General features: G+C 70.1%; 15 protein-coding genes. 7 read left to right on the plus strand and 8 right to left on the minus strand.

Features of this window, described 5'->3' with window-relative positions; translation table 11 throughout:
• The first annotated feature begins 69 nt into the window (after positions 1 to 69).
• On the plus strand, positions 70 to 1,062 hold the full coding sequence (locus M6G65_RS19570; RefSeq protein ID WP_250102749.1) for a PPK2 family polyphosphate kinase: 993 nt from the start codon (positions 70 to 72) through the stop codon (positions 1,060 to 1,062).
• A gap of 15 nt (positions 1,063 to 1,077) precedes the next feature.
• The gene (locus M6G65_RS19575; RefSeq protein ID WP_238196069.1) at positions 1,078 to 2,232 is read left to right on the plus strand and encodes an AAA family ATPase; all 1,155 of its coding nucleotides are present in this window, start codon (positions 1,078 to 1,080) and stop codon (positions 2,230 to 2,232) included.
• Between the two features lie 41 nt (positions 2,233 to 2,273).
• Here M6G65_RS19575 and fabI read toward each other — a convergent pair whose 3' ends face one another.
• Complete coding sequence (fabI, locus tag M6G65_RS19580; RefSeq protein ID WP_238196068.1) at positions 2,274 to 3,098, minus strand: enoyl-ACP reductase FabI; 825 nt, start codon at positions 3,096 to 3,098, stop codon at positions 2,274 to 2,276.
• 129 nt (positions 3,099 to 3,227) lie between these two features.
• Positions 3,228 to 4,139, minus strand: coding sequence for a DnaJ C-terminal domain-containing protein (locus M6G65_RS19585; protein ID WP_238196067.1), 912 nt, complete (start codon positions 4,137 to 4,139; stop codon positions 3,228 to 3,230).
• A gap of 218 nt (positions 4,140 to 4,357) precedes the next feature.
• On the opposite strand from M6G65_RS19585, the gene M6G65_RS19590 reads away from it, so the two are divergent.
• The 4 genes from M6G65_RS19590 to M6G65_RS19605 are packed head-to-tail and all read left to right on the plus strand — an operon-like array spanning position 4,358 to position 7,621.
• A complete protein-coding gene (locus M6G65_RS19590; RefSeq protein ID WP_238196066.1) occupies positions 4,358 to 4,741 on the plus strand; it encodes a VOC family protein in 384 nt (127 codons plus the stop codon).
• Entirely contained in the window at positions 4,741 to 5,796 is a 1,056-nt protein-coding gene (locus M6G65_RS19595; RefSeq protein WP_250104262.1) for an ABC transporter substrate-binding protein, read from the plus strand. Before M6G65_RS19590 ends, M6G65_RS19595 begins: the two co-directional genes overlap by 1 nt.
• Entirely contained in the window at positions 5,793 to 6,848 is a 1,056-nt protein-coding gene (locus M6G65_RS19600) for a FecCD family ABC transporter permease (RefSeq protein WP_238196064.1), read from the plus strand. Before M6G65_RS19595 ends, M6G65_RS19600 begins: the two co-directional genes overlap by 4 nt.
• Positions 6,848 to 7,621 carry an ABC transporter ATP-binding protein gene (locus M6G65_RS19605; protein WP_250102750.1) on the plus strand — a complete coding sequence of 258 codons (774 nt, stop codon included), beginning with the start codon at positions 6,848 to 6,850 and terminating at the stop codon, positions 7,619 to 7,621. The genes M6G65_RS19600 and M6G65_RS19605 overlap by 1 nt, the downstream gene beginning before the upstream one ends.
• A gap of 32 nt (positions 7,622 to 7,653) precedes the next feature.
• On the opposite strand, the gene M6G65_RS19610 is transcribed toward M6G65_RS19605, so the two are convergent.
• Together M6G65_RS19610 and M6G65_RS19615 are read right to left on the minus strand one after the other, a co-directional pair.
• Positions 7,654 to 8,421, minus strand: coding sequence for a Crp/Fnr family transcriptional regulator (locus tag M6G65_RS19610; RefSeq protein WP_238196181.1), 768 nt, complete (start codon positions 8,419 to 8,421; stop codon positions 7,654 to 7,656).
• Positions 8,422 to 8,556: 135 nt separating this feature from the next.
• Positions 8,557 to 9,441 carry a glycoside hydrolase family 25 protein gene (locus tag M6G65_RS19615; RefSeq protein ID WP_192708004.1) on the minus strand — a complete coding sequence of 295 codons (885 nt, stop codon included), beginning with the start codon at positions 9,439 to 9,441 and terminating at the stop codon, positions 8,557 to 8,559.
• A 202-nt stretch (positions 9,442 to 9,643) separates the two neighbouring features.
• On the opposite strand from M6G65_RS19615, the gene M6G65_RS19620 reads away from it, so the two are divergent.
• Entirely contained in the window at positions 9,644 to 10,087 is a 444-nt protein-coding gene (locus tag M6G65_RS19620) for a DUF488 domain-containing protein (protein WP_238196062.1), read from the plus strand.
• Positions 10,088 to 10,097: 10 nt separating this feature from the next.
• Here the strand turns inward: M6G65_RS19620 and M6G65_RS19625 are convergent, their stop codons facing one another.
• The 4 genes from M6G65_RS19625 to M6G65_RS19640 all read right to left on the minus strand — a co-directional run bounded on the left by M6G65_RS19625 (position 10,098) and on the right by M6G65_RS19640 (position 15,112).
• Complete coding sequence (locus M6G65_RS19625) at positions 10,098 to 10,472, minus strand: DUF6894 family protein (protein WP_238196061.1); 375 nt, start codon at positions 10,470 to 10,472, stop codon at positions 10,098 to 10,100.
• 30 nt (positions 10,473 to 10,502) lie between these two features.
• Positions 10,503 to 10,715, minus strand: a complete 213-nt coding sequence (locus M6G65_RS19630; protein WP_284201855.1) for a hypothetical protein — start codon at positions 10,713 to 10,715, stop codon at positions 10,503 to 10,505.
• Between the two features lie 109 nt (positions 10,716 to 10,824).
• The gene (locus tag M6G65_RS19635) at positions 10,825 to 11,745 is read right to left on the minus strand and encodes a response regulator transcription factor (RefSeq protein WP_238196059.1); all 921 of its coding nucleotides are present in this window, start codon (positions 11,743 to 11,745) and stop codon (positions 10,825 to 10,827) included.
• On the minus strand, positions 11,738 to 15,112 hold the full coding sequence (locus M6G65_RS19640) for an ATP-binding protein (RefSeq protein WP_238196058.1): 3,375 nt from the start codon (positions 15,110 to 15,112) through the stop codon (positions 11,738 to 11,740). The genes M6G65_RS19635 and M6G65_RS19640 overlap by 8 nt, the downstream gene beginning before the upstream one ends.
• Positions 15,113 to 15,309: the final 197 nt, after the last annotated feature.

The following is a 15,309-nucleotide window of genomic DNA, read 5'->3' on the forward strand; positions in this document are numbered from 1 at the left end:
TTCGGAACGGCCAGGAGTGCCGGCCGTTCTCGCCGTCGGTCGGCAACGTCCGGAAACAGGTCCTGCCCTATGTCGAAGAAGCACGGCAAGCATCATCGCGGCCAGAAGCGCGACCAGCGCATGACAGACGGGGACGACCTGCACGGGACAGCCCATGCGAAGCGCCCCTCGACGGCCCGATGGGCCAGCACGATCGACGCAAACGCCGAGAGCATCCCGGCCGCCCTGGGAGCGCATCGGGAGGTCTCGATCCCTGCCGCAGCGGGCATCACGGTGGTCGAGCCCGGCACGCGGATCGACCTCGGCGCGGTGGATGCCGACGCCGACGGCGGCCTCGACAAGGACTGGGCGAAGGAGGCCCTGGGCCGCCAGCGCGAGCGGATCATCGCGCTGCAGGAGCGCCTCTATGCCGAGCGGGCCCGCAGCCTCCTGCTGGTGTTCCAGGCCATCGACACCGGCGGCAAGGATGGGACGATCCGGGCGGTTCTGAAGGGCGTGAACCCGCAGGGTTGCACCGTCGCCTCGTTCAAGGTGCCCTCCAGCGACGAACGCGATCACGATTTCCTGTGGCGCTACCACGCCCGAACGCCGGGGCGCGGCATGATCGGCGTCTTCAACCGCAGCCACTACGAGGACGTGCTCGTGGTGCGGGTGAAAGGCTTGGTCCCGGACGCGGTCTGGCAGAGCCGCTACGGCCGGATCAACGACTTCGAGCAGCTGCTCACGGAATCGGGCACGACCATCCTGAAATTCTTCCTGCACATCTCCAAGGCGGAGCAGAAGAAGCGGCTGGAGGCGCGGATCGCCGATCCGGAAAAGCACTGGAAGTTCGATCCCGCCGACCTCGTCCGAGCGGAAATCCTGGGATGCCTATCAGCAGGCCTTCGCGGACGCGCTCTCGCGCTGCTCGACCCCCGTGCCCCGTGGCTGGTGGTGCCGGCCAATCACAAATGGTTCCGCAACTACGTGATCGCCAAGACCGTGGCGGATACGCTGGAGGCGATGAATCCGCGATTCCCCGAGGCTGCCAAGGGCATCGCCGATCTGACTGTTCCGGATTGAAGCGGGAGGCTCGGCATGCTGGCGGTACGCGAGGTCGCGGTCTCGGGTTACCGCTCGCTCCGGCGGATCAGCTTCCCGGTCGAAGACCTGTCGGTCTTTGTCGGCGGCAACGGGACGGGCAAGACCAACCTCTACCGGGCCCTGGAGCTGCTGCAGGCGGCGGCCCTGGGCACGCTGACCCGCGACCTCGCCGCGGAAGGCGGCATGGATTCGGTGCTCTGGGCCGGCCGGCGCCGACAGGGCGAGCCCGCCCGTCTCCGCCTGTCCGTCAGCCTGCGCGATGACGAGACCGAGCAGGTTTTCGCCTACACGGTGGAGATCGGGCTGGTGCCGCAGGCCGGCGCCGAGATCTACGGCGCAGCCTTCCGGCAGGAGCCGCAGGTGAAGGCCGAGCGTCTGACCGTGCGCAACGGAGGCCGGACGGCTGTGATCCTCGACCGGGACGGCCGCAGCGGCTTCGTGCGCGACGCCGACGGGCGCAAGCAAAGCCTCGGGATCGATCTGCTCGCCACCGAGACCGCCCTCGGCAGTGCCCTGATCGCGACCGGCCAGCCGGAGATCGCTCTGGTGCGGCTGGCCATGACGGCGTGGCGATTCCACCACGGTTTCCGGACCGACGCCGATTCACCCCTGCGGCGGCCGTGCCTCGCGGTGACCACACCGACCCTGGCCTCGGACGGGTCCGACCTCGCCGCGGTCTTCGCGACGCTCGCCCATATCCGCCAGGACACGACGGACCTCGATGAGGCCATCGACGGCGCCTTTCCGGGGGCGCGCCTGATCGTGCCGGAACCGGCGCGGGAGGCGAGCTTCGGCGTGACCTTCCCCGACTTCGCAAAGCGGAGCTTCGACGCTGCGGAGCTGTCGGACGGAACCTTGCGCTTCCTCGCCCTGGCCGGTGCGCTGCTCGGCTACCGGCTGCCGCCGTTCATCGCCCTGAACGAGCCGGAGACCAGCCTGCATCCCGACCTGATGGAGCCGCTGGCCCGGTTGGTCGCCCGGGCGGCGGAGCGCACGCAGGTCTGGCTGGTCACCCATTCCGATCGCCTGGCCGATGCGATCGCGGCCTCCGGCGGTCCGCGTCCGCGGACCGTCCTCAAGCGCGAGGGCGAGACCTGGATCGAGGGGCTGCGGCTCTCGGGCACGTTCGCCGACGCCGACGACGATTGATCCCGACGCTGGCCGGGCGGCGAAACGGAGGCCGGCGGAGCCTAATCCTTGTCGAGGGTCAGGTCCGGCGCCTCGGGGTTCTTCATGCCGACGACGTGGTAGCCGGCATCCACGTGCAGGATCTCGCCGGTCATGCCGGCGGCCATATCGGAGACGAGATAGGCGGCGGTCTCACCGACCTCGCCGATGGTCACGGTCCGCCGCAGCGGGGCGTTGTACTCATTCCACTTCAGGATGTAGCGGAAGTCGCCGATCCCCGAAGCCGCGAGCGTCTTGATTGGGCCCGCCGAGATCGCGTTGACGCGGATGTTCTTCGGGCCGAGATCGGCAGCGAGATACCGGACCGAGGCTTCGAGCGCCGCCTTGGCGACGCCCATGACGTTGTAATGCGGCATCCACTTCTCGGCGCCGTAATAGGTCAGCGTCACGAGCGAGCCGCCCGGGCGCATGATCTTCTCGGCCCGTTGCGCCACCGCGGTGAAGGAGTAGCACGAGACCAGGAGCGACTTGGTGAAGTTGTCCTCCGAGGTCTCGATGTAGCGGCCGGTCAGCTCGTCCTTGTCGGAGAAGGCGACGCAATGGACCACGAAGTCGATGCCTTCGGGAAAGACCCTGGCCGCCTCCGCGAACACCGCGTCGATCGTGGCCGAGTCGGTCACATCGCAATGGCCGATGACGTGGGCGTCGAGTTCCTTGGCGAGCGGCTCGACCCGCTTGCGCAGCGCATCGCCCTGATAGGTGAAGGCGAGCTCGGCTCCGTGGGCACGGGCGCTGCGGGCGATACCCCAGGCGATCGAGCGATTGTTGGCGACCCCGAGGACGATGCCCCGCTTGCCCGCCAGAAGGCCCTGCCCGTGTTCCGCCATGATCGATCCCGAAGCCTCGCGGCACCTCGCGGCGCCGGGGCGCCTCCTTAGCGGAGGCGGCCCGGAGACGGAAGTCCGGGCTGCCTCCACGCACTTTCAGGCCGGCGCCACTTTCTCAAGCCGCCTTGCTCAGGCCGCCTTGGCGGCGCGGCGGCCGCGGGCGAACTCCATCAGGGCCGCGTCCTCATCCCGCGGCAGGACGATCGCGGTCGTGGCGAACAGGTCACCCTGCGTCCCGTCCTTCTTCGGCAGGCCCTTGCCGCGCAGACGGAAGGTGCGGCCGGAACTGGTCATCGCCGGGATCTTCATCTCAACGGCACCGGTGAGCGTCGGGACGCGGATCGTTCCCCCGAGGACGGCATCCTCCAGCGGCACCTCGACGGTGGTCCGCAGATCGGCGCCCTCGACCGTGAAGCCGGGATGGGGCCGGAGCTTGATGGTCAGCAGCGCGTCGCCCGCCTCGCCGCGCGGGCCGCCGCTCTGGCCGAGGCCGCGGAGCCGGATGGTCTGGCCATCCACCACGCCGCGCGGGATGACCACGTCGACCTCGCGCCCGGTGGGCAGGTACAGGCGCAGCTTCTCCTCGCTGGCGACCTGCTCCAGCGTCACCGACAGCTCGGCGGCCACGTCGTCGCCCTTGGCGGTCTGACGTGCGCCGGGACCGGCTCCGCCCGCGCGGAAAGCCTCGCCGAAGATGTGCGAGAAAATATCCTCGCCCATCCCGCCGCCCATGCCACCCTGCCGACCGCGGGCCATGTTCTCGAAGTCGAACCCGCCGCCTCGTCCGCCGCCGAAGCCCTCGAAGCCGGTCGCGCGCGGCTTGCCCTCGGCGTCGATCTCGCCGCGGTCGAACTGCTTGCGCTTCTCGGCGTCGCCCAGGATCTCGTAGGCGGCATTCGCCTCGGCGAACCGGTCTTTCGCCTTCACGTCGTTCTTGTTGCGGTCGGGGTGGAAGTCCTTGGCGAGCTTGCGATAGGCCTTCTTGATCTCGGCCTCGCTCGCCCCCTTGGCCACGCCCAGCACGTCGTAGGGATTGCGCATGGAACTCTTGGCTGTGCGGTGTGGGGTTTCGACCCCGATGTGGGAAGGATGTTGCATCCCTGCAACGGTCCTGCCGCCGAAAGTCTGCGGGTTCGGGCGTGGCGTCAAGCGGCGGCTCTCGCCCCGGCGGCCGGCGAGGCATACTTGTGCCGTCAGCCGGGTGCGCGCTGCCTCAGCCGCCCTTTGCCGACGCTGAACCGCGACAGACCGGAGCCCCGATGCAATACGCCTGCGACCACGTCCATCTGCGCAGCCGCGACGCCGTGAAGGCCGGGGCGTTCTACGTCGAGACCTTCGGGGCTCGCGAGGTGAAGCGCGTCGGCGACGCCCCGGTGCAGCGCGTCGTCCTGGATCTCGGCGGGCTCACCGTGTTCATCGAGCAGGCGCCGGCCGAGACGACCCCCGCGGCACCGACCCCCTGCCTCGGCCTCGAGCATATCGGGTTGCGAGTCGCCGATATCGAGGCGGCGATGGCCGATCTCACCGCCCGCGGCGTGCCGGTCCGAACCGGCATCACCCAGCGCGCGCCCGACCTCCGGATCGCCTTCGTGGAGGGTCCGGACGGAGCGCTGATCGAGATCCTGGAGCGCAAGGCCGCGTGATGCGCGAGTTCGCCCTCGGCCGCGGCGAAGCACTCGCCTGCGCGCTGGGTCTGCTCCTCGCGTCGGCGGGCGGAACGCTGGCGCGTCCGTTCACGGATGCGGCCGGCCGAACCGTCGAGCTTCCCGACCGGATCGAGCGGGTGCTCCCGGCCGGTCCACCGGCGGCGGTGCTGCTCTACAGCTTGGCCCCAGCCAGGATGACCGGCTGGGTGAGCGCCCCGCGTCCCGAGGCGCTGCCTTTCCTCGAACCCCGAACCCGGACGCTTCCCGCCTACGGGCGCCTCACCGGTCGCGGCGGCACCGCCAATGTCGAGGGCGTGCTGGCCGCCAAGCCCGACGTGATCGCCGATTCCGGCAGTCTCGGTCCGACCTACGCGTCCCTCGCCGACAAGGTCCAGGCACAGACCGGCATCCCCTACATCCTGCTCGACGGCAGCTTCGCGAGCACGCCCAATACCTACCGGCAGCTCGGCGCGGCGCTCGGCCTGCAGGCGGAGGCGGATGCGCTGGCCGCCCAGGCGCAGGATCTGATCGATGGCGTGGCGAAGGCGATCGGAGCGACGCCGCAGGATCAGCGGCCCCGGGTGTACTACGCCCGCGGACCGCGCGGACTGGAGACGGGCTTCGCCGGGTCGATCAACACCGAGGTGCTGGAGCTGGCCGGCGGCCGCAACGTCGCGGAAAGCGGCGACGGGCGCCTTGGCAGCGTCTCTCCGGAGCAGGTCCTGGCCTGGAACCCGGACGTGATCGTCACGCTCGACCCGGCCTTCGCGACCGCGATCCGCACCGATCCGCTCTGGCGGGACATCAAGGCGGTCCAGTCGGGTCGGGTGTATGTGGTCCCGCAGCAGCCATTCCCGTGGTTCGACGCGCCGCCCGGGATCAACCGGCTGATCGGCCTGCGCTGGCTGGCCGGACTGCTTCATCCAGACCTGTTCCCGGAGCCGATGCCGGACGTCGTGCGCCGCTTCTATCAGCGCTTCTACCATGTCGGCCTCGATCCGGAGCAGGCAGCCGCACTGCTGAGATCCACGGTGCCGGACACGGCGCGATGAGCCGAACCGTGCTCGAGGCGGTCGACGCGGCGCGGGGGCACTGGGGCTTCCGGGTCTCGGCGACGCTGCTCTCGGGGTTCGTCCTCCTGGCCCTCGCCCTGCTTGCGCTGGCCACCGGCAAGTACCCGGTCTCCCTTGCCGATGTCGCGGACGTCCTCGGCCATCGCCTCCTCGGACTGCCCGCCCGAGCATCAGCGACGATCGATACCGTGATCATGAAGGTACGCCTGCCTCGGGTCGTGGCTGCCCTCGTGGTAGGCGCGGCGCTGTCGGCGGCCGGAGCGACCTACCAGGGCTTGTTCCGCAACCCGCTGGTCTCGCCCGACATCCTCGGCGTCTCCGCCGGTGCCGGGCTCGGGGCCGTGCTGGGGATCTATCTCGGCCTGCCGGTGGCCCCCATTCAGGGCCTGGCCTTCCTGGGCGGCCTCGGGGCGGTGGCCGTTGTCTACGGGATCGGGCTTGCGGTCCGGCGACAGGATCCGGTCCTCACCCTGGTTCTGGCGGGTGTGGCGGTCGGCGCCGTGCTTGGCGCCGGCATCTCGCTCCTGAAGGTCCTGGCCGATCCCTACGATCAGTTGCCGGCGATCACGTTCTGGCTGCTCGGCAGCCTATCGTCGGTGAGCCTGGGTGATGTCGGCGCGATCCTGCCGATGATGCTTCTGGGGCTCGCACCGCTGGTGCTGCTGCGCTGGCGCATGAACCTGATGAGCCTCGGGGACGAGGAGGCCCGGGCGCTCGGCGTCGAGACCCGGGTGCTGCGCCCGATCCTGATCGCCGGTGCGACGCTGATCACCGCGGCGGCCGTCTCGATGACCGGCGTCATCGGCTGGATCGGGTTGATCGTGCCGCACGTCGCCCGGCTGCTCGTCGGGCCGGATTACCGCCGCCTGCTGCCCGCCTCCCTGGCGCTCGGCGCCGGCTACCTGCTGGCCGTCGATCTGATCGCCCGGACGGCGGCGACCATCGAGGTGCCGCTCGGGATCCTGACGGCCCTGGTCGGCGCCCCCTTCTTCCTGTGGCTGCTGGCAGCCGGGCGCCGCAGGATTGCGTGATGCTGCTCCGCGTCCAGGATCTCGCCTTCGGCTACGGCGACCGGGCCATCGGGCGGGACGTGTCGTTCAACCTCGGCGCGGGCGAGGTGCTGTGCCTCCTCGGGCCGAACGGCGGCGGCAAGACGACCCTGCTCAAGACGCTGCTCGGCCTGCTTCCGGCACAGGCCGGGCGCATTACCCTCAAGAATGCCGACCTATCCCGGCTGTCACGCGCGGCGATCGCCCGCGTAGTCGCGTCCGTGCCGCAGGCGCATGCCGCCTTCTTCCCGTTCACGGTGCGCGATGTCGTGGTAATGGGTCGCGCCAGCCGACTCGGCCCGTTCGCCGCGCCCGGACCATCCGATGACGCTGCGGCCGAGCAGGCGCTCGCCACGCTCGGCATCGGCCATCTGGCGGAGAAGATCTATACCGAGATCAGCGGTGGCGAACGGCAGCTCGTCCTGATCGCGCGCGCCCTGAGCGGGGAGCCCGGTCTCCTGATCATGGACGAGCCGACCGCCAGCCTCGATTTCGGCAATCAGGCGCGTGTGCTTGGACAGGTCCGGCGCCTGGCGCGCGGCGGCATCGGCGTGCTGTTCTCGACCCACGATCCCGACCACGCCCTGCTGTGCGCGGATCGCATCGTCGCGCTGCATGGCGGCCAGCTCGTCGCCGACGGCCCGCCGTCGGCGACGATCACCCCGGCCTTGCTGCGCCTGCTCTACGGGATCGACGTGGTGATGGCGTCCGTGCCGGGCCTTGCCGTACCTCTCTGCATGCCGGTCATCGACTGAACAGGAACGGCCCTGGGTCAGTGCGCGTCGGCCTAGCCGGCGGCAGCCGCGACTCGTGCGGTCCGGTCGAGGTTCTCCGTTCCGTACACGTCACCGAGCACCGCTTCGCAATGCAGCCGCACACGAGCGTGGCACTCGCAGGCTGCCGCCGAGACCGCGCGCCGGTCCAGGATGGTGATCCGTCCGCGGCCGACCTGAATGAGCCCCTGCTCCTGAAGCACGCGCAGGATCCGCGTCAGATAGGTGCGCTGGACACCGAGCATCGACGCCAGCAGTTCATGGGTGACCGGCAGCGTGTCGTCCTGAATGCGATCCTGGAGCGCCATGAGCCAGCGGAGACAGCGTTGCTCGATGGGATGCAGGGCGTTGCAGGCAGCGGTCTGAAGCAGCTGCGCCAAGAGGCAATCGGCGTAGCGCGCGAAGTGGTCTCGCAGCGAGGCGGACCGGCGGACAGCCTCCTGGAGCCGCTCCACCTCCAGGCGCAGCATCGGCCCACCATTCTGCACCAGCGCGTTGGCGGATGCCGGCAAGCGCCCCTGACTCACGATCCCGCCGACGGCGCCCTCGTGGCCGATGGTGGCGGTCTCGGCAGTTCGCCCGTCCCGGGTGGAGACGACCAGCGCAACCACGGCGTGATCGCAGGGGAACGTGATGTGCGTGACGGCGTCGCCCGCCTCGAAGATCGTCTGGCCCTTGACGTGGGAGATCGCTTCCAGATCAGGCGCGATCAGTCCGCGGTCTGCGGCGGGAAGCGCATCGAGAAGCAGGTTGCCCGTCGGGGCGGCATTGTCGATTGGCATCACGAACGGAGCAGTGCGGGACAGGAGGCTCCCGACAAGCTCCTCTCGGACCCGCCCGTCGGCGGCCGGACCCGACACGCATACTCCGCGGCCCGCGCCCCTGAACTAACGTAGATTTCTTTCCATCGTAGGCATCTACTTGTCCGTGCAAAGCCCCTGCTCCGAGAGCCGCTTGTGCTCGCGCGGATCGCAATCCGTCGACAGGAAGGATGCCCAATCGGAAGGCGTGCCGTAGAACGCGTTTCGGTCGACATCGCCCCGGACGCCGGGGACCCGGCCCGTGGATGTGAACTGCCAAAGCATCCACTTGCGGTTGACGAATCGCTGCTCCGGCTCCGCCGCTGTCGAGCGCAACCAGTGCGGGTAATCCGGCAATTCGCCTTCCAGCACGTCCTTATGGAAGGTGATGTCGGTGTAGATGATCGGGCGCTTGCCGGTGTAGCGCTCCATCTCCTCCAACATCTCCGAGACCATCGCCAAGGCTTGCGCCTTCGGCAGCTTCTTCGGGCAGGTCTGCGAATGCCCGTTCCACTCGACGTCGAGCACCGGCGGGAGCGCGCTCGGATCGTTGGGGACGTTCCTCTTGAACCAGTCCATCTGCTCCTTGGCCGAGCGGCACCAGAAGACGAAGTGGTAAGCCCCCCGAGGCACGCCCGCCCGCGCCGCACCGTCCCAGTTGGTCCGGAAGCGCTCATCGACGTGGTCGCCCCCCTCCGTCGCCTTGATGAAGGCGAACTGGGTGCCAGCCGCCCGGACCGAGGCCCAGTCGACGTTGCCCTGCCACTTGGAGATGTCGATCCCCTGGATCGGGTGGAGCTTCGCCTTGGCCACGCCCGGATGCGGCTTCGCGTCGCCCTTGGTCGGGTAGAAGTCGGAATTCGATGCGCAGGCCGCGAGGCCAGCCAAGGTCGCCGCGGCGGCGAACCGCGCGGCGAGTCGCCGGACGGCGCCGAAGCGGCCGCTCAGGCCCCGGCTCAGATCCTCGGAAAGCGACCGCGAAAGCGTGTAGATCCGCGTCATCAGTGCTCAGCCCGCCACCGAAAGAGCGCCACAGACAGGCGTATTCGATGGCCCCGGCGCGGTTAACGGAGCTTTGCGATCATTGCGGCGGAATTCCGAGATGCGTTGCAACGCCGCGACATACGCGGGGCATCCCCGGCTGTTGCACAGGATGACATCCGGCTAAGTGCCGGTCCCGAAACGCAAGTCTGGTCACGCCGCCGTGAGCAAGCAACTGTTTACCATAGGCTACGAAGGCCTCGATTCGGAGCGGCTCGGCAGCGTCCTGCGCTCGGCCGGGATCGCCACGCTCGCCGACGTCCGAGCGGTCGCGAACTCCCGCAAGCGCGGGTTCTCGAAAGGGGCACTCAGCGCCTCCCTTCAGGAGGCGGGGGTCGGCTACACGCACCTGCGCAGCCTGGGAACGCCGAAATCCGGGCGGCAGGCGGCGCGGGCCGGCGATGCGGCGCTGATGCGGCGGATCTACTGCGAGGATGTTCTCGACACGGCCGGCGGACAGGCGGCGCTCGACGAGCTCGCCCAGATGGCCAAAGCCGCGCCGATCTGCCTGCTCTGTTTCGAGCGAGATCCTGCGCTGTGCCACCGGCGCGTGCTGGCGGAGCGCCTTGCGACCAGAGGCTTCGCCGTCAGCGATCTCTACGGCTGAACGCGTCGGCTCACGAGCCGAGCAGCGGCTGCACGCGCGCACCCAGCGCCCCGGCGAGCCGCCGGACCGGGTGGAAGGCGGCGCTCAGGCGCTTCGAGGGAGCCCTGCCCGGCGGGCGTGGCCGCCGGCGGTCCGGATCGGCCACGGGCTCGACCGGCATGTAGAGTGCGTCGCGGAAGGAGAGTTCCAGGAGCGTCGCGCCGTCATCGTCACCGATCACCATGGTGGCGTCCAGCAGCCGCGGATCGCCGCCGTGCTGACGCATGAGCCGCTGGACGATCGTGCGCGCGACCGATCGGGCGGCCTCGATGTCGTCGACCGACTGGGCCGCCGACGCGGGCAGCGAGTTGCCGCCGAGGCGAATGGTGAAGTGGGCGCGGATCATGGAGCGCTCCTCGTGAGCCGGCGGCGTGCGTCAGGCGGCCTGCGCGTCGTCGACGGATTCCGCCTTCTCCGGGACCGATGCCGGATCGAACGCGTCGGCCAGCAGGGAGAGGCGCCGCGCCATGTCCCGCACCTCGTTCAGCGCAATCGACTTCTGGCCCTCCTTCACAGCCCGCGTGATGTCGCTGACCTGCGTGGTGGCGATCCGCTTCAGTTCGTCGGCGAGTTGCTGGCTGGTCATCATCGCATCCGGACCCGGGATCGGTGGGAGCGGCGACCGTGAAGCGCCGGCGCTTACCAAGGAGTTTCGCCGGACCGGAACACCTGTGGACAAGGTGGGGATTCCGGCAGGCTCAGTCCTGCAGGTGCCGCGCGGCGATGATCGAGGCGGCGGTGCGATTCTCGACACCGAGCTTGGCGTAGATGCCCTCGAGGTGCTTCGTCACCGTCCGGTGGCTCAGCCCCAGGATCTCGCCGATGTCGCGGCTCGACTTGCCCCGGGATAGCCAGAGCAGAACCTCGGCCTCACGGCCGGTGACGGGGAGCTTCGCGCGCAGCCGCTCGATCCCGGAGGCCGGCTCCTCCCGGGACAGGCGAAGCAGGATCTCGTCCGGTGTGCCCCCGATGAAGCTCAGGGCGTAGGCCGCGCCGTCGGGATCGGTCAGGGTCAGGGTGGTGCCGACCGCCCCGGCCAGATGCGCGCCCAGCCAGTCGCGGGCGCGCGCCGGCAGTTCGAGCGTGCCCGAGCGCTGGACGCCGAGGCTGCTCAGAAGCCGGCCGGCCTGCGGCGTCGACCACAGAACCCGCCCGTCCGCCGAGACGGCGAACAGGGTCCGGCCGGCGGTGTCGAGGGCGGCCCGGGCACTCTGCGCGGCGCGGGCGCTCGCGAGGTGCACGCGGATCCGGGCCAGGATCTCGTCGGGGGCGATCGGCTTCGTGACGTAGTCGATCCCGCCGGCGGAGAGCCCCTTCACGATGTGCTCGGTCTCGCTGAGCCCGGTCATGAAGATCACCGGCACACCGGCGAGATGCGGCTTGGCCTTGAGCCGCCGGCAGGTCTCGAACCCGTCGAGGCCGGGCATCACCGCGTCGAGCAGGATTACGTCCGGCGTGATCTCGTCCACCAGGGTCAGGGCGAGGTCGCCGCCGACCGCGACTAGCACGGTCGCGCCGGACCGCTCGATTGCCTCGGTGAGGAAGCTCAGCGTGTCGGGCGAATCGTCGATCACCAGGACGATGTCCCGGTGCGGCTGGACCTTCGGCGCCTCAGTCATGGCGGGCGAGTTCCTGCAGGACCGAGAGATAGCGGCGAAGGTCGTACCCTTCGACCAGCCCGCGCATCCGGGCGACGAAGGCGGGCGGCACAGTCGCGTCCGCCTCCATCTGGGTCAGCTTGGCCTCGATGGCGCGGATATGCCCGATCCGGCCGAGGCGCAGGAGCTCGCCGATATGCTCGGGCCCGGGCCCTGGGAGATCCGCCGCGGCCGGGACGGGCTCCGACCGCGCCGGCGCGGCGCCCTCGGTCCATTCGAGGTGCAGGAGCTTGCCGATCCGCTCCATCACGTCGCGCAGGTCGAAGGGCTTGGCGAAGATCGCGTCGTGGGGGGCGTCGTCGCCGCGGGTCGGGCTGATCTCGTGGACGTTGGCGGACATCATGGCGATCGGGCCGGTATGCCCGGCCTGCCGCAAAGCCGCCGCCGCCGCCCAGCCGCTCATCCCGGGCATCGCGATGTCGAGGAGGACGAGGTCGACGCCGCCCTGCGCGACCATCGCGAGGCACTCGGCTCCCGACCCGGCCTCCCGCACGGAGATGCCCTGCGGCTCCAGGATCGCCCGCATCAAGGCGCGATGGGCACTGTCGTCGTCGGCCACCAGGACGGTGCGGCGCGCGCCCCCATAGGCCCGCTCCGGGGCCGGCACCGGCGCGGGCGCGATGATCGGCGCGGGCTGGGCCACGGAGGCCAGCATCAGGCGCAGCCGCGCCTGCGTGCCGCCGCCAGGGGCGGCGGTGACGGTGATCTCGCCGCCCAGCAGCTGCGCCAGCAGGTTGGCGATGGTGAGCCCGAGCCCCGTCCCCGGCGTGCTCCGGGCGGCCGGGGTCGAGCCGCGCTCGAAGGGCTCGAAGACCCGCGCGAGGTCCGCCTCCGGGATGCCGGGGCCGGTGTCGCGGATCGTGAACACCGCGATCTGGCTCCGGTAGCTGAGGTCCAGCGACACGGTGCCGGCTTCCGTGAACTTGATGGCGTTCGACAGCAGGTTGAGCAGCACCTGCCGCAAGCGCTTCTCGTCGGTGGCGACCACCGCCGGCAGGATCTCGGGCCTTGAGAACCGGAACTCCAGTCCGGCCTCCCGCGCCTGGAGGCGGACCATGTCGACCAGTTGGTCCAGGAAGTCGGTCAGCCGGACCTCGTCGCGGTGGATCTGGAGGCGCCCGGCCTCCATGCGCGAGATGTCGAGGAGGCCGTCGATCAGTCCCGACAAGTGCTGGGCGCTGCGCCGGATCACCCGCAGGCCGTTGAGGCGATGCGCCGGGATCGCGGGGTCGGATTCGAGGAGCTGGGCGTAGCCGAGCACGGTCGAGAGCGGCGTGCGCAGCTCGTGGCTGATCCCGACCACGTACCGGCTCTTGGCCTGGTTGGCGGCTTCGGCCCGCTCCTTGGCCTCCTGCAGCTTGGCGTCGGTGACTTTATGGGCGGCGATCTCGGCCTGGTAGAGCGCGGTCTGGCGCATCGTCTCGGCCTGGGCGACGCGCCGGCTCTCCTGGGCGAGCACGAACAGCCACGCCACCACGCCGAGGATCACCACCAGGGTGTAGAACACGCTGGTCAGCGCGGTGCGCAGGAACGCGCGATTCTCCGGGTGGGCGATCGTCGCGCCGGCGTGCACGATGCCGAGGATCAGCCCGATCACCGCGCAGAGCGTCAGCATCACCGCGAGATAGCGGCCCAGCGGCGCGCCGATCCAGGCGGCGGTGCGGCCCGGCAGGATCCGCGCGACGGCGGCCTGCGCCTGCACGTCCAGGCGTCCGTGGGGCTTGCACAGGTCGCCGCAACGGGCGTCGAGCGAGCAGCAGAGGGAGCAGATCGGCGCGTCGTAGGCCGGGCAATGGGCCATGTCCTCGCCCTCGAAGGGCAGTTCGCAGACCCGGCAGACCACCTCGGCCGCGCCCCAATCCTGCTTCGGGACCCGCGCCAGATACCAGCGCCCCGCAGTCGCCCAGGCGATCGCCGGGGCGGCGCAGAACGCGATCGCCAGGGTGAGCAGCGGCGCGAAGGGCTGCAGGGTCGCGCCGAGCCAGCCGACATAGGCCGCGCCCCCGGCCGCGAGGGCCAGCGCCATGGCGCCGGTCCCCACCGGGTTCACCGCGTAGAGATGGGCGCGCTTGAACTCGATGCCCGGGGGCGAGAGGCCGAGCGGCTTGTTGACGGCGAGGTCGGCGGCCAGCGCCCCGACCCAGGCCGAGACCACGGAGGCGTAGAGCGGCAGGGTGCTCTCGATGGTCTTGTCGATGCCGAGCTCCATCAGGAGCACCGCGATGGCGACGTTGAACACGAGCCAGACCACCCGCCCCGGATGGCTGTGGGTCAGGCGCGAGAAGAAGTTGGACCACGCGATCGAGCCGGCATAGGCGTTGGTCAGGTTGATCTTGAGCTGCGACACGAGGACGAACAGCCCGGTGAGCAGCAGGGCCGCCCGGCTCCCCTCCCCCGTCAGGTAGCCGAACGCCACCGCGTACATGCGGGTCGGCTCGGCGGCGTGCTCGGCCGGGACGCCGTGGCCCAGCGCCAGGACCGCCAGCGCGGCGCCGAGCAGGATCTTCAGCATCCCGGGCAGGATCCAGCCGGCGCCTCCCGACAGGACCGCCAGCCACCAGCGGCGGTCGCGCGGGCCCTGCGGCTCCGGCACGAAGCGCAGGAAGTCGACCTGCTCGCCGACTTGGGCGAGCAGCGCCAGCAGGACGCCCGTGGCGAGGCCGAACCGGGCGAGATCGAAGCCAGTCCCGCCGCCGTCGAGGCCGGGGAAGCCGGCGAGCGCCCGCAATGGCCCCGCACCCTGTGCCGCCACGAAGATCAGCGGCAGCAGGCTCAAGGCGATCCAGATCGGCTGCGTCCAGATCTGGAACCGGCTGATCAGCCGGATTCCGTAGACGACGAGGGGTATTACCGCCCCGGCACAGAGCAGATAGCCGATGCCCAGCGGCAGCCCGAAACAGAGCTGCAGCGCCAGCGCCATGATCGCCGCCTCGATGGCGAAGAACAGGAAGGTGAAGCTCGCGTAGATCAGCGACGTCACGGTCGAGCCGAGATAGCCGAAGCCGGCGCCCCGGGTCAGGAGGTCCATATCCACCCCGTAGCGGGCAGCGTAGACGGTGATCGGCGCGGCCGTGGCGAAGATGATCAAGCCGACGACCAGCACGGCCGCGATCGTGTTGGGAAAGCCCGCCGTCAGCGCCAGCGTCCCGCCGATCGCCTCCAGTGCCAGAAACGAGATCGAGCCGAGGGCGGTCTGCGCCACTTCGAGGCTCGACCAGCGCCGCGCCTTCTTGGCGGTGAAGCGGAGGGCGTAATCCTCCAGCGTCTCGTCGGCGACGAAGCGGTTGTAGTCCCGCCGGATGGGGATGATGCGCTGCGGCCCGCTCATCGACCCACGGCCGGGGCGATCCGGCCGCCGCGCCCGGGCAGCGACACGCACAGGCGGGCGCGCGACGCGCGCGCAAAAACGGGCACCGGAGCGGTGCTCCCACTCTTCGCGCTCTCAGCCACCCCGACCTCGAAGTATTCCGTCGCGATGGTGCAGCGCATGCAAGAGCACGGCCATACGCAAAATCGCGTATAGGC

It is taken from the genome of Methylobacterium tardum (genome assembly GCF_023546765.1).
GTDB classification, from domain to species: Bacteria; Pseudomonadota; Alphaproteobacteria; order Rhizobiales; family Beijerinckiaceae; genus Methylobacterium; species Methylobacterium tardum.

Excerpts from the sequence above, each read along its gene's own strand:
- fabI (WP_238196068.1), bottom strand. The coding sequence starts at position 3,098 with ATGGCGGAACACGGGCAGGGCCTTCTGGCGGGCAAGCGGGGCATCGTC.
- M6G65_RS19635 (WP_238196059.1), bottom strand. The coding sequence starts at position 11,745 with ATGACTGAGGCGCCGAAGGTCCAGCCGCACCGGGACATCGTCCTGGTG.
- M6G65_RS19625 (WP_238196061.1), bottom strand. The coding sequence starts at position 10,472 with ATGATCCGCGCCCACTTCACCATTCGCCTCGGCGGCAACTCGCTGCCC.
- M6G65_RS19630 (WP_284201855.1), bottom strand. The coding sequence starts at position 10,715 with ATGATGACCAGCCAGCAACTCGCCGACGAACTGAAGCGGATCGCCACC.
- M6G65_RS19605 (WP_250102750.1), top strand. The coding sequence starts at position 6,848 with ATGCTGCTCCGCGTCCAGGATCTCGCCTTCGGCTACGGCGACCGGGCC.
- M6G65_RS19610 (WP_238196181.1), bottom strand. The coding sequence starts at position 8,421 with ATGCCAATCGACAATGCCGCCCCGACGGGCAACCTGCTTCTCGATGCG.
- M6G65_RS19640 (WP_238196058.1), bottom strand. The coding sequence starts at position 15,112 with ATGAGCGGGCCGCAGCGCATCATCCCCATCCGGCGGGACTACAACCGC.
- M6G65_RS19590 (WP_238196066.1), top strand. The coding sequence starts at position 4,358 with ATGCAATACGCCTGCGACCACGTCCATCTGCGCAGCCGCGACGCCGTG.
- M6G65_RS19615 (WP_192708004.1), bottom strand. The coding sequence starts at position 9,441 with ATGACGCGGATCTACACGCTTTCGCGGTCGCTTTCCGAGGATCTGAGC.
- M6G65_RS19575 (WP_238196069.1), top strand. The coding sequence starts at position 1,078 with ATGCTGGCGGTACGCGAGGTCGCGGTCTCGGGTTACCGCTCGCTCCGG.
- M6G65_RS19570 (WP_250102749.1), top strand. The coding sequence starts at position 70 with ATGTCGAAGAAGCACGGCAAGCATCATCGCGGCCAGAAGCGCGACCAG.
- M6G65_RS19600 (WP_238196064.1), top strand. The coding sequence starts at position 5,793 with ATGAGCCGAACCGTGCTCGAGGCGGTCGACGCGGCGCGGGGGCACTGG.
- M6G65_RS19595 (WP_250104262.1), top strand. The coding sequence starts at position 4,741 with ATGCGCGAGTTCGCCCTCGGCCGCGGCGAAGCACTCGCCTGCGCGCTG.
- M6G65_RS19585 (WP_238196067.1), bottom strand. The coding sequence starts at position 4,139 with ATGCGCAATCCCTACGACGTGCTGGGCGTGGCCAAGGGGGCGAGCGAG.